This window comes from Candidatus Accumulibacter phosphatis (assembly GCF_012939955.1).
GTDB classification, from domain to species: Bacteria; Pseudomonadota; Gammaproteobacteria; order Burkholderiales; family Rhodocyclaceae; genus Accumulibacter; species Accumulibacter delftensis.
In genome coordinates, this window is sequence record NZ_SPMY01000109.1 from 40,705 (window position 1) to 56,627 (window position 15,923).

The following is a 15,923-nucleotide window of genomic DNA, read 5'->3' on the forward strand; positions in this document are numbered from 1 at the left end:
CACTTTGGCTTCCGGCGTTATGCGTGGAAGTGCAATGCCCTCAATCAGGCGTCGCGTCGGGCAGCCCAACGCCTCGGGCTTCCTTCGAAGGCGTCTTTCGCCAGGCCAGTGTCGTCAAGGGGCATAATCGGGACACCGCCTGGTATGCCGCTGTCGACCACGAATGGCCCGCCCTGAACAAGGCTTTCGAGACCTGGCTGGCAGCGGAAAATTTCGATGGGGGCGGCAGGCAAAGGCGATCGCTGAGCAGTCTTACCAAGGCACTGCTGACGGCAAAGGGCTAGCGCGGCGCAAGCCTGTTTCGTCGCGCGCGGAGTGCGGCTTGCGGCAATTCACACAATCGGGCTGGCACGCGGCGGGCGAATCGACAATGCAGAGGTAGTCGACAAGGCTCGTCGATGCATGCTCGTCGGCCAGAATGCAAGGTCCGTTGGCTGAGCGCGTGCGCACATTTTTTGGAGGCTGTTGCAATGGATACGCGTTACCTCGATGACCTGCACGCCGGCCAGCGCTTCGAGAGCGGTGGCATTACCCTGACCGAAGCAGAGATCATCGACTTCGCCTGGCGTTACGACCCTCAGCCCTTTCATCTCGATGCGAATGCGGCGGCAGAATCGCCCTATGGCGGCCTGATTGCCAGTGGTTTCCAGAGCCTGGCCGTGTGCTTCCGCCTGTTCATCCAGAGCGGCGTGCTGGCCGAATCGAGCCTGGGTTCGCCGGGTATCGACGAGCTGCGCTGGCTGGCACCGGTACGCCCGGGCGACACCTTGCACAGTGTCGTCGAAGTGCTCGACGTCCGGCCCTCTAACTCGAAGCCCGATCGCGGCATCGTGCGCATGAAATATCAGGCGATCAACCAGCGTGGCGAGGCGGTGCTCACTTTCATCGTCAACCACCTACTGCGGCGACGGCAGCGCTGAAGGTGACAAATGCCAGCAGAGGGTCGTCGCGGAATTCACCTTGCCCGTCGTTGGTCATCGGATGCCAAAATGATATGTGTCATGGAAATCCTTCGTCGCGGACTCGATCTGCGGCTTCTGGGGCAAGCGGGTCAGTGATCTGCTACCACACGGCGCCTGGCTCAGAAAGGCCGCAGGAGTCTGTTGTCGAGCGGCAATTCGGCCAAAGGAGCTATTCGCGTTTCAGCGAACCCGACCACCAAGGTGCCGGCTGCTATGTTCGCTGAGAACAAACAGAAACGATCGCGGGGAGAGCGGTCGCGCCGCCCATGCACCTAGTCTTCAGAAACCCCTTGATTCCCTCCACCCCCAAGCCTACGCTCATGCGCCGCCTACTCTGGAGAGACCTCCGTTCAGACCCTGTTCACCTGCGGTTGCTAAAATCACTGTAAGCGACAGTGGTAAGGGTCGGCGAGGTGAATGCCCATCGAGAAGGGTGTTTCGCGTCTGCGGGAAGCGAACCATCTCCGCACTTGTCGTCTTGAAAGATCAGGCACGACCACTGAACAGGGTTGCGGTGGCTATGCTCATCCGCTCCAGACAACCCACCACAGGAGTAAATCATGAAACGGAAAACGTTGTTTCTATCTGCGTTGGTAAGCGCGTTGTCACTGTCTGCCGGGTACGCATTGGCAGCCGATCCGCAAGCGGCCAAGGAAAATGCTCAAGTTCAGAAACAGGAACAAGTCTATGGCAGCCAACTCATGACGCAAGAGGAGCAGATGGCATATCGCGCCAAAATGCGGGCCACAAAGACTACGGAGGAACGAGAGCAGCTCCGCAAGGAACATCATGAGCAGATGCAGGAGCGCGCCAAGGCGCGTGGTGTGACACTGCCCGCCGAACCGCCGGCCAGAGGTGGCGGCATGGGCCCGGGCGGCGGTGGAATGGGTCCCGGCGGCGGCATGGGGCCTGGTGGTGGTCGTGGTTTCTAACCGGGCAGTAAGTATCACGTAACAACTGCCACACCCACCAGCGATGCCGTGGTCGAGCAAGCTCGTTGTCAAACGCACGCGATCGATCCGGTAGCGGGGCCGGTGACCATGCGCGGTACGATGCTGGCCAACGTGTCCGCTGGTCTCAACCGTCAGTCGCTCGCGATCGGTTGCAGAAGCTCCGGGTTTGTGGAAAACAGACAATGATGACTTCACTCCATTTGCTCCTCTGGATTGCGTCGGGAATCGTGCTGCAGGTGGCGATCTATCTGGGTATCGGCTTCTGGCGTCACTGGCAGGAGTATCAGGCCTTGCGCGGCCGCGCAGTGGAGTTCAACCTGCCCGTCAAAGCGCCTGCGCCGACAGCGGGGAGCGACTTGGCCACTGGCTCCTGCTCAGGGTTCCGGACATTCAGGACCGAACGGAGGGTCGCTGGAGATGCTGCGCGGTCGGTTTGCTCTGGTTACCTCATGCCGGAAGATGGGCAAGCGCGGCCGCCCTTTTCGGTTCCTGACCTTCCGCCTTTGATCTGCCGACGATTGGGGGTACCGAACAGATCGTCCGTTGCTATTCGCTGTTGGATGCGCCTCGCCCGGAAAGCTATCGCGTCTCGGTCAAACGGCTACCGCCGCCAGAGGCCAGCCAACTTCCAGCACGGCGTTCGTCCGGTTTTTTTCCATGACCATGCAGCTGTCGGAAGTCTCCTCCAGGTACGGGCACCCGCTGGACATTTTCATATCGATCGTAGCGACGCACCGGTAGTGCTGTGATCGGTGGCGGCATTAGCATGATGCCAATGCGGAGCAGAGCGTTTACGTTTTCTTTCCTTGGGAGCATAAGAATGAGCTGGCGTAATACCAAATACCACTACGGATCGGTTTCTATTGGGCTTCACTGGTTAATGCTGTTACTTTTCGTGGCGGTGTACGCGTGTATTGAACTACGGGAGTTATACCCGAAGGGTAGCGATCCTCGTGAGGCACTGAAAACTTGGCATTTCATGCTGGGCTTATCTGTTTTTGTTCTTGTCTGGCTGCGCCTGCTGGCGGCGCGCATGGCTGGACCCGCCCCCCTAACTGAGCCGGATCCTCCGAAGTGGCAGAAGCTATCGGCCAAGCTTATGCACTTTGCGCTGTACTTCTTGATGATTGGTATGCCGCTTGGAGGATGGCTTCTTCTCAGCGCAGCAGGAAAGCCGATCCCGTTCTTCGGTCTGGAGCTGCCAGCGCTCGTCGGCGAGAGCAAAAGCCTGGCAACGCTGATCAAGGAGATACATGAGGTCGGCGGAACCGTGGGTTATTTCCTCATCGGCTTCCACACCGCTGCTGCGTTGTTTCACCACTACGTCCTTCGAGATAACACGCTACGGCGGATGCTTCCGAACCAGGATTGAGCCGCTACCGTGCGTATTACCCATCGTGCTTCTGGCAAGATCACCATTGCAGCGGTGATCTTTCGCTGCTGTCGACAAGGCGTTTGTCCTCGACCGCGACCACAACGCGCGCTGTGTTACAGGTCATGTCGGCAACGACTACAGTGGCTACACCTGCTATGGCTACCACGAGCTCTCGCTGGCAAAGATTCACCGCGAGCATGCCGAGGAGGCGTCCGTGATTTCGATAATTGCGTTCAGTGTCACCGCAGCGACGACGAGGATGACATCAAAGACTGCCACGGAGAACGGGAAGGGAAGCGCGAGGGGCACGTGGTCGAAAGGACCACGATGGCGATGACGGAGCCGGCCATCCGTGCGTCCTCCAGGGAACTGACGGGAGGCGGCACGAATCTGGATCGCGAACAGCGCCCTGGTACCGGGGAACTGGACGGTGTAGCAAGGTCACACCTCGGTGGAGCGTATCGAGGTCGAGATTCATCATTTCTTGCCACGCGCTCACGTCACGACCCATCTGGAACCATTGGAAGACCCCGTGTCGATGATCGACCAAGAGCTTGATCGAACCTCTCTCCGTGCAAGGCGAATGGAATACGGCCTTTCGGGATATACCAAATAGATCCTCGCCTGGCCAATTTAGTCGTACGGCGCCACGACGAAGCATCCCGCCGCCGCCGACCGCGGTATGTGCAGGGCTGCCTGCGGAGAACGACTACCCCGCGGTCACGGTGTAGCGCGGCGCCGCGCCGTGCTCGCCGTTAAGGCGCGGACCGGGCGTTTACCGGAAGCGTGCCGGCAAGGACGAGAAACCGCAGGCAGGGAAGCTGGCGCGCTCGGGTAATTGGTCTGAAACCAGCGTGATCTCGTGTGTATTCGCCAGCAGCGACTCCATGAGCAGGCGCAACTCGAGCCTCGCCAGCGGTGCGCCCGGGCAGACATGCACGCCGGCCCCGTACAGCAGGTTGTTGTCGCGGTTGCGCTCGGGATCGAAGGCGTCGGGGTCGCCGAACACGGCTTCATCGCGGTTGGCGGCGGCCCAGATTAGCGTCAGACGCTCGCCCGCCTCGAGCTTGCGCCCGCCGATCTCGACCGGACAGGTGGCGACGCGACGGTTGGCGATCAGCGGTGCGTGAATACGCAGGATTTCGTCGATGGCATCGGGCAGATTGGCGGGTTGCTGGCGAAGTTCGGCCTGCAGCGCGGGATGCGCGGCAAGATAGTGCACGAGGATGCCGACGCTTGCGGCAATCGTGCCCAGTTCGCCGACCGTCCAGTTGCGCACGATGCTGACGATCTCCTCGTCACTCAACGGCCGGCCATTGATGTGCTCCTGCAGCAGGCGGTTGGTTACGTCGTCTGGGGCCTGCTCGCCGGCATCGCGGCGGATGACGAGTTGTTGTTTGATGTAGCCATCGAATTCGACTGCGATCTGCGCCATGGCCGCGCGGTTGCCGGCGCGCGTGGCCTGGTGATTCTTGCCGATCCATTGACGTAGCGGCTCATGCAAGGTGTCGGGCCAGCCCATGAAAGCGCACTGACTGCGCAGGGCGAAGGGCTGCGCGAAACCGGCCATCAGCTCGACGGTTTCACCGCGCGGTTGATCGGCGACCAGCGTATCGGCGATTTGCCGGCACTCGGGATCAAACGCCTTAATGTCTTCAACGGTAAAGTAGCGTTCGATGATTTTCCGGTAGGGCGTATGTTCCGGCGGATCCATCGCGTTGGGTATCGACAGGTGATTCGACGCCGCATTGCTGAAGGTTTCGTGATCTTCCAGCACGCGCACTACATCCTCATGGCGAAACAGGGACCACCATAGATAGTCGCTATGGGCGACCGGGCAACGCTTGCGCATCGCATCGTAAGCGGCAATCTGGTCGTTGAGCACGTCTTCCGATCTGGGGTTCCAGTCGGCGGATTTGGCATGGGTCATCATCTTCCTCCGTTGTCTACAGGACACGCGATGGTCTTGGAATCGGACATTCCCGTCCAGGTTGTGGTCCGTTTTTTTCTGGTCCCCGTGATTTAAAGATGGACCGGAAGTGTGGCTCGTCGTCGGTTGCCGACGGTAGACCGGGATGACTGACAACCCTGAGATCATGTGTCTATCTGGGTTTTCCGACGACACAGAGAGGTCAGCAAAATGGGTGCAGTCATCCCGGTCTGGATTTTGGGGTACGACGGGCAAGTGATCAAGGAAGTTCGGCAGGACGAAACGACGGGCAAGATCACGGTGACCTGCCGGCGATCGTCCGCCGCCGAGGGCTGGCAGCCTGGCCCGCGCGCCCGCGCCAAGCCTCGCGCCTATGCCTCGTCGATTCACCGGCGCCCGCGCATCGCGTGGTCGAGGCGAGCAAGGTCCTCGTCGCTCAACAAGCGCGCCGCCATCGGCAACAGATCTCGTTCCTCGCGCTCCATGTGGCGCTCATGGCAAGCCGCCAGCACTTCGACCTCGTCGGCGAGCAGCGGCACGCACTCGCCGGCAGCGATCCTTTCGAGGACGCCGCGCAGGTGTTGCCAGCACGCTTCCAGCGCACGGTGATCGGCCGTCAGTCCGTCGATCATCTGGCGCAGGCAGATCGCGTCCGACCCGGCCATCGATTCGATCAGCGCCGGGAAGAGGTGGTCTTCCTCACCGGCGTGATGCTGCATGGTGGCGGTATCGAAGAAGGCGATCAGCTTGTTCGCTACTGCACGCGCCTCGTCGTCGACGCCACGCGCAAGCAGGTGCGGAGCCAGACGCCGCAAGGTTGCGCATTGCGCCTCAATCCGGTGGTGGCAGGCGGAAAGCATGGCCAGCGGCGAACCGGTTGCGGCGGCCGGCGCGGAAAACCCGGGAATGCTGGTCGTCACTTCAAGGCCTCTTCACTCGGCCTGACTGGCGCTGTTGGCCGAAAACTGCGCGACGGCCTTGAGGTGGCGGGCGGTGCAGTCACGGCCGACAGCCAGCGAGCCGACAATCGCGCCGCTGCCGTCCCTCACCAGGCCGAAGCTCAGTTCTACGTAGAGCTTGCTCCCATCCTTGTGCACCGAGCGGGTCGTAAGTACCTGGTTCCGGTACTTGGTCTGGCCGCTGTTAACGGCTTTGTGGAAGCCGTCCCAGTGCGCTTTTCGGAGTCGCTCCGGAATGATCACGTCGAGGCTCTCGCCGAGAACTTCGGCAGCGGAATGGCCAAACACGGTTTCAGCGCCATGATTCCAGACGCGGATGGCGCCATTGCGATCGGCGAAAATGATCACATCCGGGGCCTGATCCACTAGCGCCCGATAGAGATCGGAATCTGTATCCGCACACGCGGCAGTTGCCTGCATCCTGGAACTCCTTTCCACTTGGTCGAATGCGACAAGCGCTCGCCGTCGTTGCGCCGTGGTTGCTATTCGCGGCCGAGCGTCGTCAGGTCGGGCACCGTGAATGTTCCCTGCAAGGACAGAAGCTCGCGGCGATGAAGGCCTGCCAGTTGCTCAACGCATTCGTTGCCTTTTTCTGTCAGTTGCACATCCACCTGCCGCCGGTCGCTGCTGCTGACGCTACGTTGTACCAGTCCGGCCGCCTCGCACCGAGAAATCAGCGACACGACCCCATGATGCTTCGCCTGCAGGCGTTCAGCGAGTTCGCCCACGTTCGCCGATTCCCGTCCGGGAAAGCCTTTGATCTGGAGCATCAACAGGTACTGCAAGGGCGTGATTCCGTTCCGGTGCGTCAGCTCTTCGCTGAAGCGCAGATAACGACGCAGCTGGTAGCGGAAGTGGGCAAGCGTTTCGAAATCGGCTTTTGAAATATGGTCGTCGGACATTCTTCTTGCGGGCGCTTAACCATGATTTGTATCACGGCATGATATAGTTAGCTGGACGCAAGAGCAAGTTGCCTGGCCGCGGTGTTTCGCGAGCTTCGCCTGGCAGGCGTCATCCCGCGGCATCCCCAGGCAAAGGCGACTCAACGGAACCCAATGACTACTGACCCACCTACCCACGGCCTCTCGACGCTCTGCATTCACGCCGGCACGCATCTGGATCAGACCACCGGCGGCGCGTGCAGCCCCATCTTCACTTCCACGGCCTACGCGTTTCCGAATCCGGCCAAGCAGAACACCTATCCGCGTTACTTCAACACGCCCAACCAGCAGGTCATCAACCGCAAGCTGGCAGCGCTAGAGAAGGGCGAGGCGGCGCTTGTCTTCGGCTCGGGCATGGCGGCCATTTCCACTTTGCTGCTCGCTCATCTCAAACCCGGCGACCACGCAATTTTCCAGAACGACCTCTACGGCGGCAGCATGCGGCTGATCAGCAGCGAACTGCCGCGGCTTGGCGTGCAGGTTTCCTGGGGGGCGAACGTGGCGGAGTTCGCCGCTGCATTGCGACCCGAGACGCGGCTGATCTACGTCGAATCGCCGTCGAATCCGCTGCTGCATTGCATCGATCTGGCCGAACTGGCTGCGCTTGGCAAACGCCACGGCGTGTTGACGGTCATCGACAACACTTTTGCCACGCCGATCAACCAGAACCCGATTCCGCTGGGTATCGATGCGCTCATCCACAGCGCTACGAAATACCTCAACGGCCACAGCGACGTGAACGCGGGCGTGGTCGTTGCCTCCACTGAAATTGTTAGCCGTGTGACCGAGAGTGCCGTCAACTTCGGCGGCATGCTTGATGCGCACGCCTGTTCTCAGCTGGAACGTGGTCTGAAGACGCTGGCCCTGCGCGTGCAACGGCACAATGAGAATGCCGAGGCGCTGGCACGTTTTCTTGCCTCGCATCCGGCGGTGTCCAAAGTCAATTATCCCGGCCTGTCCGAACATCCAGACCACGCCATCGCGGCACGCCAAATGCGTGGCTTTGGCGGCATGCTGTCGTTCGAGCTGCGTCAGCCGGAACGGCTGGATCGCTTGCTGAGCCGGCTGCGGATCGTCATGCCGGCCTTGAGTCTCGGCGGCGTGGAGAGCCTGATTTGCGTTCCCAGCCGCAGTACACATCGCACGATGACGGCCGCCGAGCGACAGCGCGCCGGCATCAGCGACGGTTTGTTGCGGGTCTCTGTCGGTATCGAGGATGTTGCAGACCTGCTCGCAGACTTCACCGACGCACTGGCCATGAAATGATCGTCGCTCCTGGCTCCGACGAGGGAATCTCGCTTATGAACAGCACTGACAACACGCAGTCCGCCCCATTAATGATCGTCGGCGAGGTGGCGTCTTCAGGTCTTGCCCGTGGACCCGCTCTGCTGTGCGATTGCGCCCGAACGCAGACAGCCGTTCCGCTTCGGCAGGTGAGCGCGGCGGAGGTGCAAGCTGAGGTCGCGCGTTTCGATGCCGCGGTGGTCGCTGCCGAGGGTAAGCTGCTGGAAGTTCAGGAGAGCGTCCGACGGACTTTGGGGAAGGACGAGGCGGAGATTTTCGAAGCGCAAATCCTCCTCCTGCGCGACGTGCAATTGCGCGATGCGGTGCGTGCGCTTTGCCTCGAAAATCGGATGAATGTGGAGGCTGCGGTCGAAGCAGCGATCAAGCAGTTGATGGAATTGTTCGGTCGCCTCGAAGATCCCTACTTCCGCGAGCGTGCCGCCGATCTGTACGACGTCGGTAGACGCCTCCTCGATCACCTGGCGGAAGACGGGCTGCCGGATGTTCCTGCTGTTCACGAGGGATGCGTCATCGTCACCAGCGAAATTCTCGCCTCCGTCGTTGCTCGCCTGGAAGGCCATGGCGTGCGTGGCTTGATTGTCGAAAAAGGTGGCCTCACCGCGCACGCCACCATCCTTGCCCGCTCGCTCGGCATCCCCACGCTCGTACAGGTGCCGGAGGCGACCGGGAAAATTCGTGCCGGCGATCTGGTGATCGTCGATGCTCTGGCCGGACGCGCCTTCATCAATCCGCAGGCCGAAATCCTGCACAAGTACGATCAACTGGACGCCAACCTGCAAGTTCACCAGGGCATCCTGAAGGGCTTGATTGGCCTGCCGACGGTCACTCGCGATGGCGTCGAAATCAAGCTCTGCGCCAACGTCGGGCAGACCGCCGACGCGCTGGCGGCGGCGAACGTCAAGGCTGATGGCATCGGACTGTATCGCACCGAGTTCGTCTTTCTGGTCCAGGACCATTTCCCTTCGGAAGACGAGCAGTACCAGTTCTACCGCAACACGGCAGAACACCTGCAACCGGCGGAAACCGTGATCCGCGTCCTCGATGTCGGCAGCGACAAACCGCTCAGCTATTTCCCGCTGCCCCGCGAAGCCAATCCGGCCATGGGCTTTCGCGGCATCAGGCTGTTGCTCGCGCATCCCACCCTGCTGCACACGCAACTGCGGGCCATCCTTCGACTGAGTGCCTCGCATCCGGTCGCCATTCTTCTGCCGATGATCGACGGCATCGACGACTTGCGTGCGGCCAAAGCGACGATCGAACATGTGAAGGAGGAACTCGCCGCAGCCGGCCAGTCGTTCGATCCCCTGATCCCGGTCGGGGCGATGATCGAGACGCCTTCAGCGGCGATCCTCATCGAGCACCTGGCCGACGAGGTCGACTTCTTCAGTGTCGGCAGCAACGACCTCGTCCAGTTTCTGCTGGCTGCGGACCGGATACGTGGCGAGATGGTGTCCACCTATGATCCCTTGCATCCGGCGGTCATCCAGGTGCTCGCCAAGCTGGCGACGGTGGCCAGGAGCAAAGGAACACCGATCTCTTTGTGCGGAGAAATTGCCAGTGACCCGACCTACACAAACCTCTTGATCGGCCTCGGATTTCGAAGTTTCAGTGTCAGTCCAGGACGGTTGCTGGACATCAAGCACGCCATTCGCTCGACCGACCTGCAACAGGCTGAAAAGCTGGCCGAGCAGGTTCTGTCGGTGCACTCGACGCGCGACATCCGGGCGCAGGTGCAGGACGACTGGAACCGACGTCGCCCGGTTGCTTCGCCAGAGTTCAACAACCCAACAAGTCCCGTCGGCAGATCGCTTGCGGTGAGACACAACCTTGCTCGGCAGCGCTTCGAAGCGCAGGCAGGAGACAGCGCCTCGGCGTTTCTGAGCTACCGTGTCGAAGGCGAGCGCGTCATTCTGAAGCACACCTTCGTACCGGACGCGCTTCGCGGCCAGGGAATCGCTGCTGATCTGGTTCGTGTAGCGCTGGAGGAGGCGCGGCAACGGCGCTGGAAGATTGTCCCGCGCTGTTCGTATGTCGCCAGCTTCATCGAACGCCATCCCGAATTTGGCGACCTGGTCGACCGGCAGGAAGGAAACCTGGACTGAAGCAAGTGCTTCGCGCTGAGTACCTTGAAGCCGGGTCCATGGAATCGTTGCGCCAGTATTTACGAAGGCTGTTTCTTCCCGAAAATACCGACCCACAAAGAACGGAGGATTGTGTGAACGAGATCATTTCAAAACTGCTCGCGGAACATCGAAACCTGGGGAAACTGGTCGGACTACTGGATCGCCTTCCTGTGGATATGACTGATCCGAAACTCGACGAGATCACGCTGCTGGTTGACGTCTTCGCTTACCTGACCTGCTTTCCAGATGTCCGTCATCACCCGGTCGAAGACCGGATCGTCGCCAGTCTCCTCGCTCAAAATGCGCTGTCTGCCGATATCGCTGACGAGATCGAAAGGCAACATCGTGTACTGGCCGGGCAGGGCACGGATTTGATGCGCGACCTCGAGTCGGCTGCGCGCGAGGAAACGACTTCGTGGCACGCCGCTGTGGTCAGCGCCCGGCTATACGCTGAACGCCTTCGCCACAACATGACGGTCGAGGAACTCGCCGTTTTTCCAGTGGCTGAACAGCGTCTTGGCGACGCGGATTGGCATGCGATTGCCGCTTTATCGACACGTGAGCCGGCAGATCCGCTCTTTGTTTCGCTGACCGAGAAGCGCTTCGCCGACCTGCGCAGAGTGATCGCCAGAGAAGCAGATTGTGGCTGTTTCGAGAATCCGGAAGTAGGGCGGTGATGGCGAGCAATATCGCGGAGCATCGCCCTCGCTTCCCGGTTCTTGGTAAGCTCCCGCTTACGACGTCAGGCTGGACCTCGTCTTGATCTACAGAAAACCGGACGACAGCGTGCTGCAACTCGTCCGTCTCGGTTCGCATGGCGAACCGGGTTTGTGAAAGGTCTGGCTCAATGGAACTCGAAAGTTTTCTTTTCTCCGCGGTACTGCTGCTGAGCGCAGCAGCGGTCGGCGTAGCGCTGTTCAAACACCTTGGGCTGGGATCGGTGCTCGGATTGCTCGTGGCGGGGATCGTGGTTGGCCCGCATTCTCCCGGCCCCTCGGTGACGACGCATGTCGATGAGGTGCGGCATTTCACCGAGCTGGGCGTCGTGCTGCTGCTGTTCGCGATCGGACTCGAGATGCGTCCCGCGCGGCTGTGGGCATTACGGCGCGAGGTGTTTGGCCTGGGGTCGCTGCAGATCTTGCTCTCGGGCCTGTTGATCGCCGGCTACATGCTTTTCTACCTGGATCGCTGGGAGACTGCGCTGCTCGCTGGCCTGACCATGGCCCTGTCGTCGACCGCCTTCGTCATCCAGTTGCTCAACGAACGTGGGGAACTGGCCAGCACCCACGGTCAGGCGTCGTTTGCGGTGCTGTTGATGCAGGACCTGGCGATCGTACCCCTGTTGGCAGTTGTGCCAATCCTGTCCCAGACCGGGGTTCTGTCGATCGAGGTGCCGCTTTGGAAGCAGATCGGCCTGGTGATCGGCACTCTGACTCTGCTGTTCGGCGTCGGCCACTACGTGGTGCCCAGGGTCCTCGAACAACTGTCTCGGCAGCGCAACCGCGAGGGCTTCATTCTGGTCGTGCTGCTGGCAGTGTTCGTCGCTGCCTGGGCGACCAATGAGGTTGGTCTGTCGATGGCACTGGGCGGCTTCATCATGGGGATGCTGTTATCCGGATCACGCTATGCCTACCAGGTGAAGGCCTACATCGAGCCGTACAAGGGCATCCTGATGAGCGTCTTCTTCGTCGCCGTCGGCATGTCCATCGAACTGAAGGTACTCGCCGCTGAACCCTGGGTTTTCATTCAGCAAGTGGCCGTCATCTTGTTGATAAAACTGGCCGTAATGTTTGCTCTGGCGTTGGCGTTCCGATTCACTGTCGAATCGGCCATCCGCATGGCCGTGCTGCTCGGGCAGTCGGGGGAGTTCGGATTCGTGTTGTTCGGTGCGGCGCGTGGACTGGGCGTGATCGACGACCGTACCTTCGTGGTGTCGGTGGCAGTGATATCGATCAGTATGATGTTCACGCCGCTGATGGTGCGGGCGGGCGATGCCCTGGTGCGGCGCCTGACGAAGTCAAGCCCCGGGCCGACCGGCGCAGCTGTCCTCGCGGCGGGGGACTCGGAGGGCGGGACGGTCATCATTGCCGGCTACGGTCGGGTGGGGCACACCGTGGCCATGATTCTGCGCGCCAGTGGCGTACCGATCCTGGTGTTCGACAAAGACCCCGTGCGGGTTGCCCAGGGCCGGGCCGATCACCTGCCGGTTCACTATGGCGACCTGGCCGATCCGGAACTGCTCGCCGCGGCACCGGTCGAGCACGCGGCGCTGGCGATAATCACCGTCGATCACATGCCAACAGCAATCGCGGCGTTGGCACACCTGCGCCGCCAGTATCCGCAACTGCCGATCATTGCCCGGGCACGCGACCTGGAGGCTACCGCCAAACTGGAAGAAGCCGGCGCCACGCGGGTGTTTCCCGAGGTAGTGGAGAGCAGTCTTCGTCTCGGGGCTGAGGCGCTGCTGATGCTCGGCGTCGCAGCCGAAAGCACCGAGGGTCTGTTGCAGGGCGTGCGTGGGACCGACTACGCGCTGGTGCGCGAACCGTCTGAACGTAGATCCGACCCCGATAGCGAGGAAATAGCGCGGTAGCCGAATAGGAGAATATTGCCATGGCACTATCACACGCCAAGTCCGGCGATCTGGTTAACATCCAAGATGCCGCCGCCGAGTTCAGTAGCAACACTTCAGTCACGCTGGTGCGCGATGATCATATCGAGATCTTCCGCCTGGTCCTGGGCGCCGGCACCCACATGCAGGAGCACAGCGCTGCCGGTGCCATGACGGTGCAATGTCTGGGAGGCGAAGTGGATTTCAGTTGTCACGATAAAACCCAGACGCTGCGGCCGGGCAACCTCATCTATCTGAACGATGCGGCACCGCATGCCCTGCATAGCAAACAGGGGACCATCCTTCTCATTACCCTGATGTTGCATCGCAAATAGCTGCTGCGGCACGGAAGCTCAATAGGCAAGCGACGAGCACCGCCGGGCTTACACCAGCGGGCGCTCTCCGGTAGAGTGCGCATCCTGTCCCTTGCCGTCGCCGCGGGGCAGGGCCTGACCGCCAGCCATGGCGATGCCAACTGGCGACCCGAAAACCTGCCATGCACATCACCCAGCACACCGACTACGCACTGCGCGCACTGATCTTCCTCGGGACCAACGAGGACCGTCTGGTGACCATCCAGGAAATTTCCGACCGCTTTGCCGTGTCGCGCAACCACCTGATGAAGGTTGTCAGTCGCTTGATCCGTGGCGGCTTTGTAGACGGCGTACGAGGCAAGGGCGGTGGCTTGCGATTGGCGCGTCCGGCGGCGACCATCGTCGTCGGCCATGTCGTCCGCCACATGGAATCGGGCATGGATCTGGTCGAGTGCTTCGGCAAGGATTGTGCCTGCATTCTTGACCCCGATTGCCAGCTGAAGGTAGCGCTTTCAAACGCCCTGGCGGCTTTCCTCAAGGTCCTTGATGGCGTGACGCTCGCCGATCTGCTGGGCAAGAGCGAACGCGTGATCCTGCACGTCCTGCACCCTTTGGCGCTCCCTTCCAGGTAGTCCTTCTGCAGTTGGCGCCTGTCGCGCCGCCTGCCCATCTTTGAACTCGGTGATTTATAAGCGGTATTGCGCTTGCATCTTTTGTAAGAGGTATTTAATATGCTTCTTTATGACTTTTGCCTCGGTCTTGTTCTGTTCAACGGCTTTCGCCGATATCGTAAAGGAGCTTCATCATGCAAAACACACGCAGGCTTTGGACCTGGCTAGCGCTGATCTGCCTGCTTTCCTTCGCCGCTTTGGGCTGGGTGGGCCGCGAAATATTCGTGCATGCGCCACCGATTCCGAAACAGGTGGTGAGCAGCCAGGGCGACGCCCTGTTCTCGGAAGGGCAGGTGCAACGCGGTCAGGAAGCCTGGCTGGCTGGCGGTGGCCAGCAACTGGGCTCGGTCTGGGGACACGGCAGCTATCTTGCGCCGGACTGGTCGGCCGACTGGCTGCACCGCGAGGCGATCGCGCTGCGCGAGATCTGGGCGCAGCGCGATTTCGGCGCCGCTTTCGCGCATCTGCAGCCCAGCCAGCAGGCGCAACTCGACGCGCGCCTGAAGACCGAGATGCGCCGCAATACCTACGACGCGACGAGCGGCGTGATCAGTTTGAGCGCCGATCGCGCCGCGGCAGTGGCAAAGGTGGCGCAGCACTACATCGATCTTTTTGGCACCGATTCCGAGCTGAACGCATTGCGCGAGCAGTACGCGATGCCGGCCAATGTCCTGCGCGACGCCGCTGACCGCCAGGCGCTGGCAGCTTTCTTCTTCTGGAGCGCGTGGTCGGCAGCGACCGACCGTCCGGGCGAAAACCAGTTGAGCTACACCAGCAACTGGCCGCACGAGCCGCTGGTCGGCAACACACCGACCGCGGGTACCGGTATCTGGTCGATCGCCAGCGTGATTCTCATGCTTGGCGCGATCGCGGCGATGATCTTTTTCCACTCGACCGGTCACGAAGCAGGCGACCCGACGCCGCCACGGGCTGACCCGCTGTTCAACATGAAGGTGACGCCGTCGATGTTGGCCACCAGGAAATACTTCTACGTGGTCATCGCGCTGATCCTCGCGCAGGTCGGCATGGGTGTCATCACCGCACACTATGCGGTCGAAGGCACGAGCTTCTTCGGCATTCCGCTTGGCGAAATTCTGCCATTCACCGTCAGCCGCACGATCCATACCCAGTTCGCCGTGCTGTGGATCGCCACTGCCTGGTTGGCAACCGGCCTTTACATCGCGCCGGCGATTTCCGGCAGCGAGCCGAAGTTTCAGAGCCTGGGCGTCAATGTGCTGTTCTACGCCTTGCTGCTGATCGTCGCCGGGTCTACGGTCACCGGTTGGCTGGGCACTCTCCAGAACCTGGGCAACGACTACAGCTTCTGGATCGGCAATCAGGGCCTGGAGTACACCAGCATGGGCCGTGTCTGGCAGATCCTGCTTTTCGTCGGCCTGCTGATCTGGGTCGGCCTGCTTGGTCGCGCCCTGCTGCCCGCTTTGCGCACGCCATCCGAGAGCCGCGGCCTGATCGCCATGGTCTTCCTCGCTGCAATGTGCATCGGCGGCTTCTATGCCACCTCGCTGGTCTGGGGTCAGCAGACACACTACGCGATGATCGAGTACTGGCGCTGGTGGCTGGTCCACCTGTGGGTCGAAGGCTTCTTCGAAGTCTTTGCCACCGCCGTCATCGCGCTGCTGTTTACCCGCCTCGGCCTGATTCGCGCGGCGACTGCCAGCGCGATCATCCTGGAAACCATCGTCTTCATGTTCGGCGGCATTCTCGGTACCCTGCATCATCTGTACTTCACGGGCACGCCGACTTCGGTGATCGCCATCG

Annotated in this window: 14 protein-coding genes and 2 pseudogenes; 12 read left to right on the forward strand and 4 right to left on the reverse strand. The window is 61.1% G+C overall.

Going from position 1 to position 15,923, the window contains the following annotated elements; translation table 11 throughout:
- Positions 1–6: 6 nt before the first annotated feature.
- The 4 genes and pseudogenes from E4Q23_RS24400 to E4Q23_RS21775 all read left to right on the forward strand — a co-directional run.
- A pseudogene (locus E4Q23_RS24400) lies at positions 7–284 on the forward strand (GNAT family N-acetyltransferase); the annotation flags it as partial.
- Positions 285–470: 186 nt separating this feature from the next.
- Positions 471–920 carry a MaoC family dehydratase gene (locus E4Q23_RS21765; protein WP_169068529.1) on the forward strand — a complete coding sequence of 150 codons (450 nt, stop codon included), beginning with the start codon at positions 471–473 and terminating at the stop codon, positions 918–920.
- Positions 921–1,522: 602 nt separating this feature from the next.
- Positions 1,523–1,894, forward strand: a complete 372-nt coding sequence (locus tag E4Q23_RS21770; RefSeq protein WP_169068530.1) for a hypothetical protein — start codon at positions 1,523–1,525, stop codon at positions 1,892–1,894.
- 841 nt (positions 1,895–2,735) lie between these two features.
- Positions 2,736–3,287: a cytochrome b gene (locus E4Q23_RS21775; RefSeq protein ID WP_169068531.1), complete on the forward strand. Its 552-nt coding sequence runs from the start codon at positions 2,736–2,738 to the stop codon at positions 3,285–3,287.
- Between the two features lie 778 nt (positions 3,288–4,065).
- Here the strand turns inward: E4Q23_RS21775 and E4Q23_RS21780 are convergent.
- From E4Q23_RS21780 to E4Q23_RS21795, 4 genes are all read right to left on the reverse strand, one after another.
- On the reverse strand, positions 4,066–5,220 hold the full coding sequence (locus E4Q23_RS21780) for a cytochrome P450 (RefSeq protein WP_374682542.1): 1,155 nt from the start codon (positions 5,218–5,220) through the stop codon (positions 4,066–4,068).
- Between the two features lie 386 nt (positions 5,221–5,606).
- Complete coding sequence (locus tag E4Q23_RS21785) at positions 5,607–6,140, reverse strand: hemerythrin domain-containing protein (protein ID WP_291998426.1); 534 nt, start codon at positions 6,138–6,140, stop codon at positions 5,607–5,609.
- 12 nt (positions 6,141–6,152) lie between these two features.
- Positions 6,153–6,599 (reverse strand): PAS domain-containing protein, encoded by a 447-nt coding sequence (locus E4Q23_RS21790; protein WP_169068533.1) that lies wholly within the window; start codon positions 6,597–6,599, stop codon positions 6,153–6,155.
- A gap of 62 nt (positions 6,600–6,661) precedes the next feature.
- Positions 6,662–7,081, reverse strand: a complete 420-nt coding sequence (locus E4Q23_RS21795) for a MarR family winged helix-turn-helix transcriptional regulator (protein WP_169068534.1) — start codon at positions 7,079–7,081, stop codon at positions 6,662–6,664.
- Positions 7,082–7,234: 153 nt separating this feature from the next.
- Here E4Q23_RS21795 and E4Q23_RS21800 point away from each other — a divergent pair, with 153 nt between their 5' ends.
- From E4Q23_RS21800 to E4Q23_RS21835, 8 genes and pseudogenes are all read left to right on the forward strand, one after another.
- Positions 7,235–8,386, forward strand: coding sequence for a trans-sulfuration enzyme family protein (locus tag E4Q23_RS21800; RefSeq protein ID WP_169068535.1), 1,152 nt, complete (start codon positions 7,235–7,237; stop codon positions 8,384–8,386).
- 35 nt (positions 8,387–8,421) lie between these two features.
- Positions 8,422–10,527 (forward strand): phosphoenolpyruvate--protein phosphotransferase, encoded by a 2,106-nt coding sequence (gene ptsP / locus E4Q23_RS21805; RefSeq protein WP_169068536.1) that lies wholly within the window; start codon positions 8,422–8,424, stop codon positions 10,525–10,527.
- A 113-nt stretch (positions 10,528–10,640) separates the two neighbouring features.
- Positions 10,641–11,225: a hemerythrin domain-containing protein gene (locus E4Q23_RS21810; RefSeq protein WP_169068537.1), complete on the forward strand. Its 585-nt coding sequence runs from the start codon at positions 10,641–10,643 to the stop codon at positions 11,223–11,225.
- 64 nt (positions 11,226–11,289) lie between these two features.
- Positions 11,290–11,382, forward strand: a pseudogene (locus tag E4Q23_RS24405) (type II toxin-antitoxin system mRNA interferase toxin, RelE/StbE family); the annotation flags it as partial.
- A gap of 13 nt (positions 11,383–11,395) precedes the next feature.
- The gene (locus E4Q23_RS21820; protein WP_169068538.1) at positions 11,396–13,141 is read left to right on the forward strand and encodes a cation:proton antiporter; all 1,746 of its coding nucleotides are present in this window, start codon (positions 11,396–11,398) and stop codon (positions 13,139–13,141) included.
- Positions 13,142–13,161: 20 nt separating this feature from the next.
- Entirely contained in the window at positions 13,162–13,494 is a 333-nt protein-coding gene (locus E4Q23_RS21825) for an AraC family ligand binding domain-containing protein (RefSeq protein WP_169068539.1), read from the forward strand.
- Between the two features lie 161 nt (positions 13,495–13,655).
- A complete protein-coding gene (locus tag E4Q23_RS21830; RefSeq protein WP_169068540.1) occupies positions 13,656–14,105 on the forward strand; it encodes an RrF2 family transcriptional regulator in 450 nt (149 codons plus the stop codon).
- A 173-nt stretch (positions 14,106–14,278) separates the two neighbouring features.
- A partial coding sequence (locus E4Q23_RS21835) for a nitric-oxide reductase large subunit (RefSeq protein WP_169068541.1) occupies positions 14,279–15,923 on the forward strand: 1,645 nt, incomplete at its 3' end.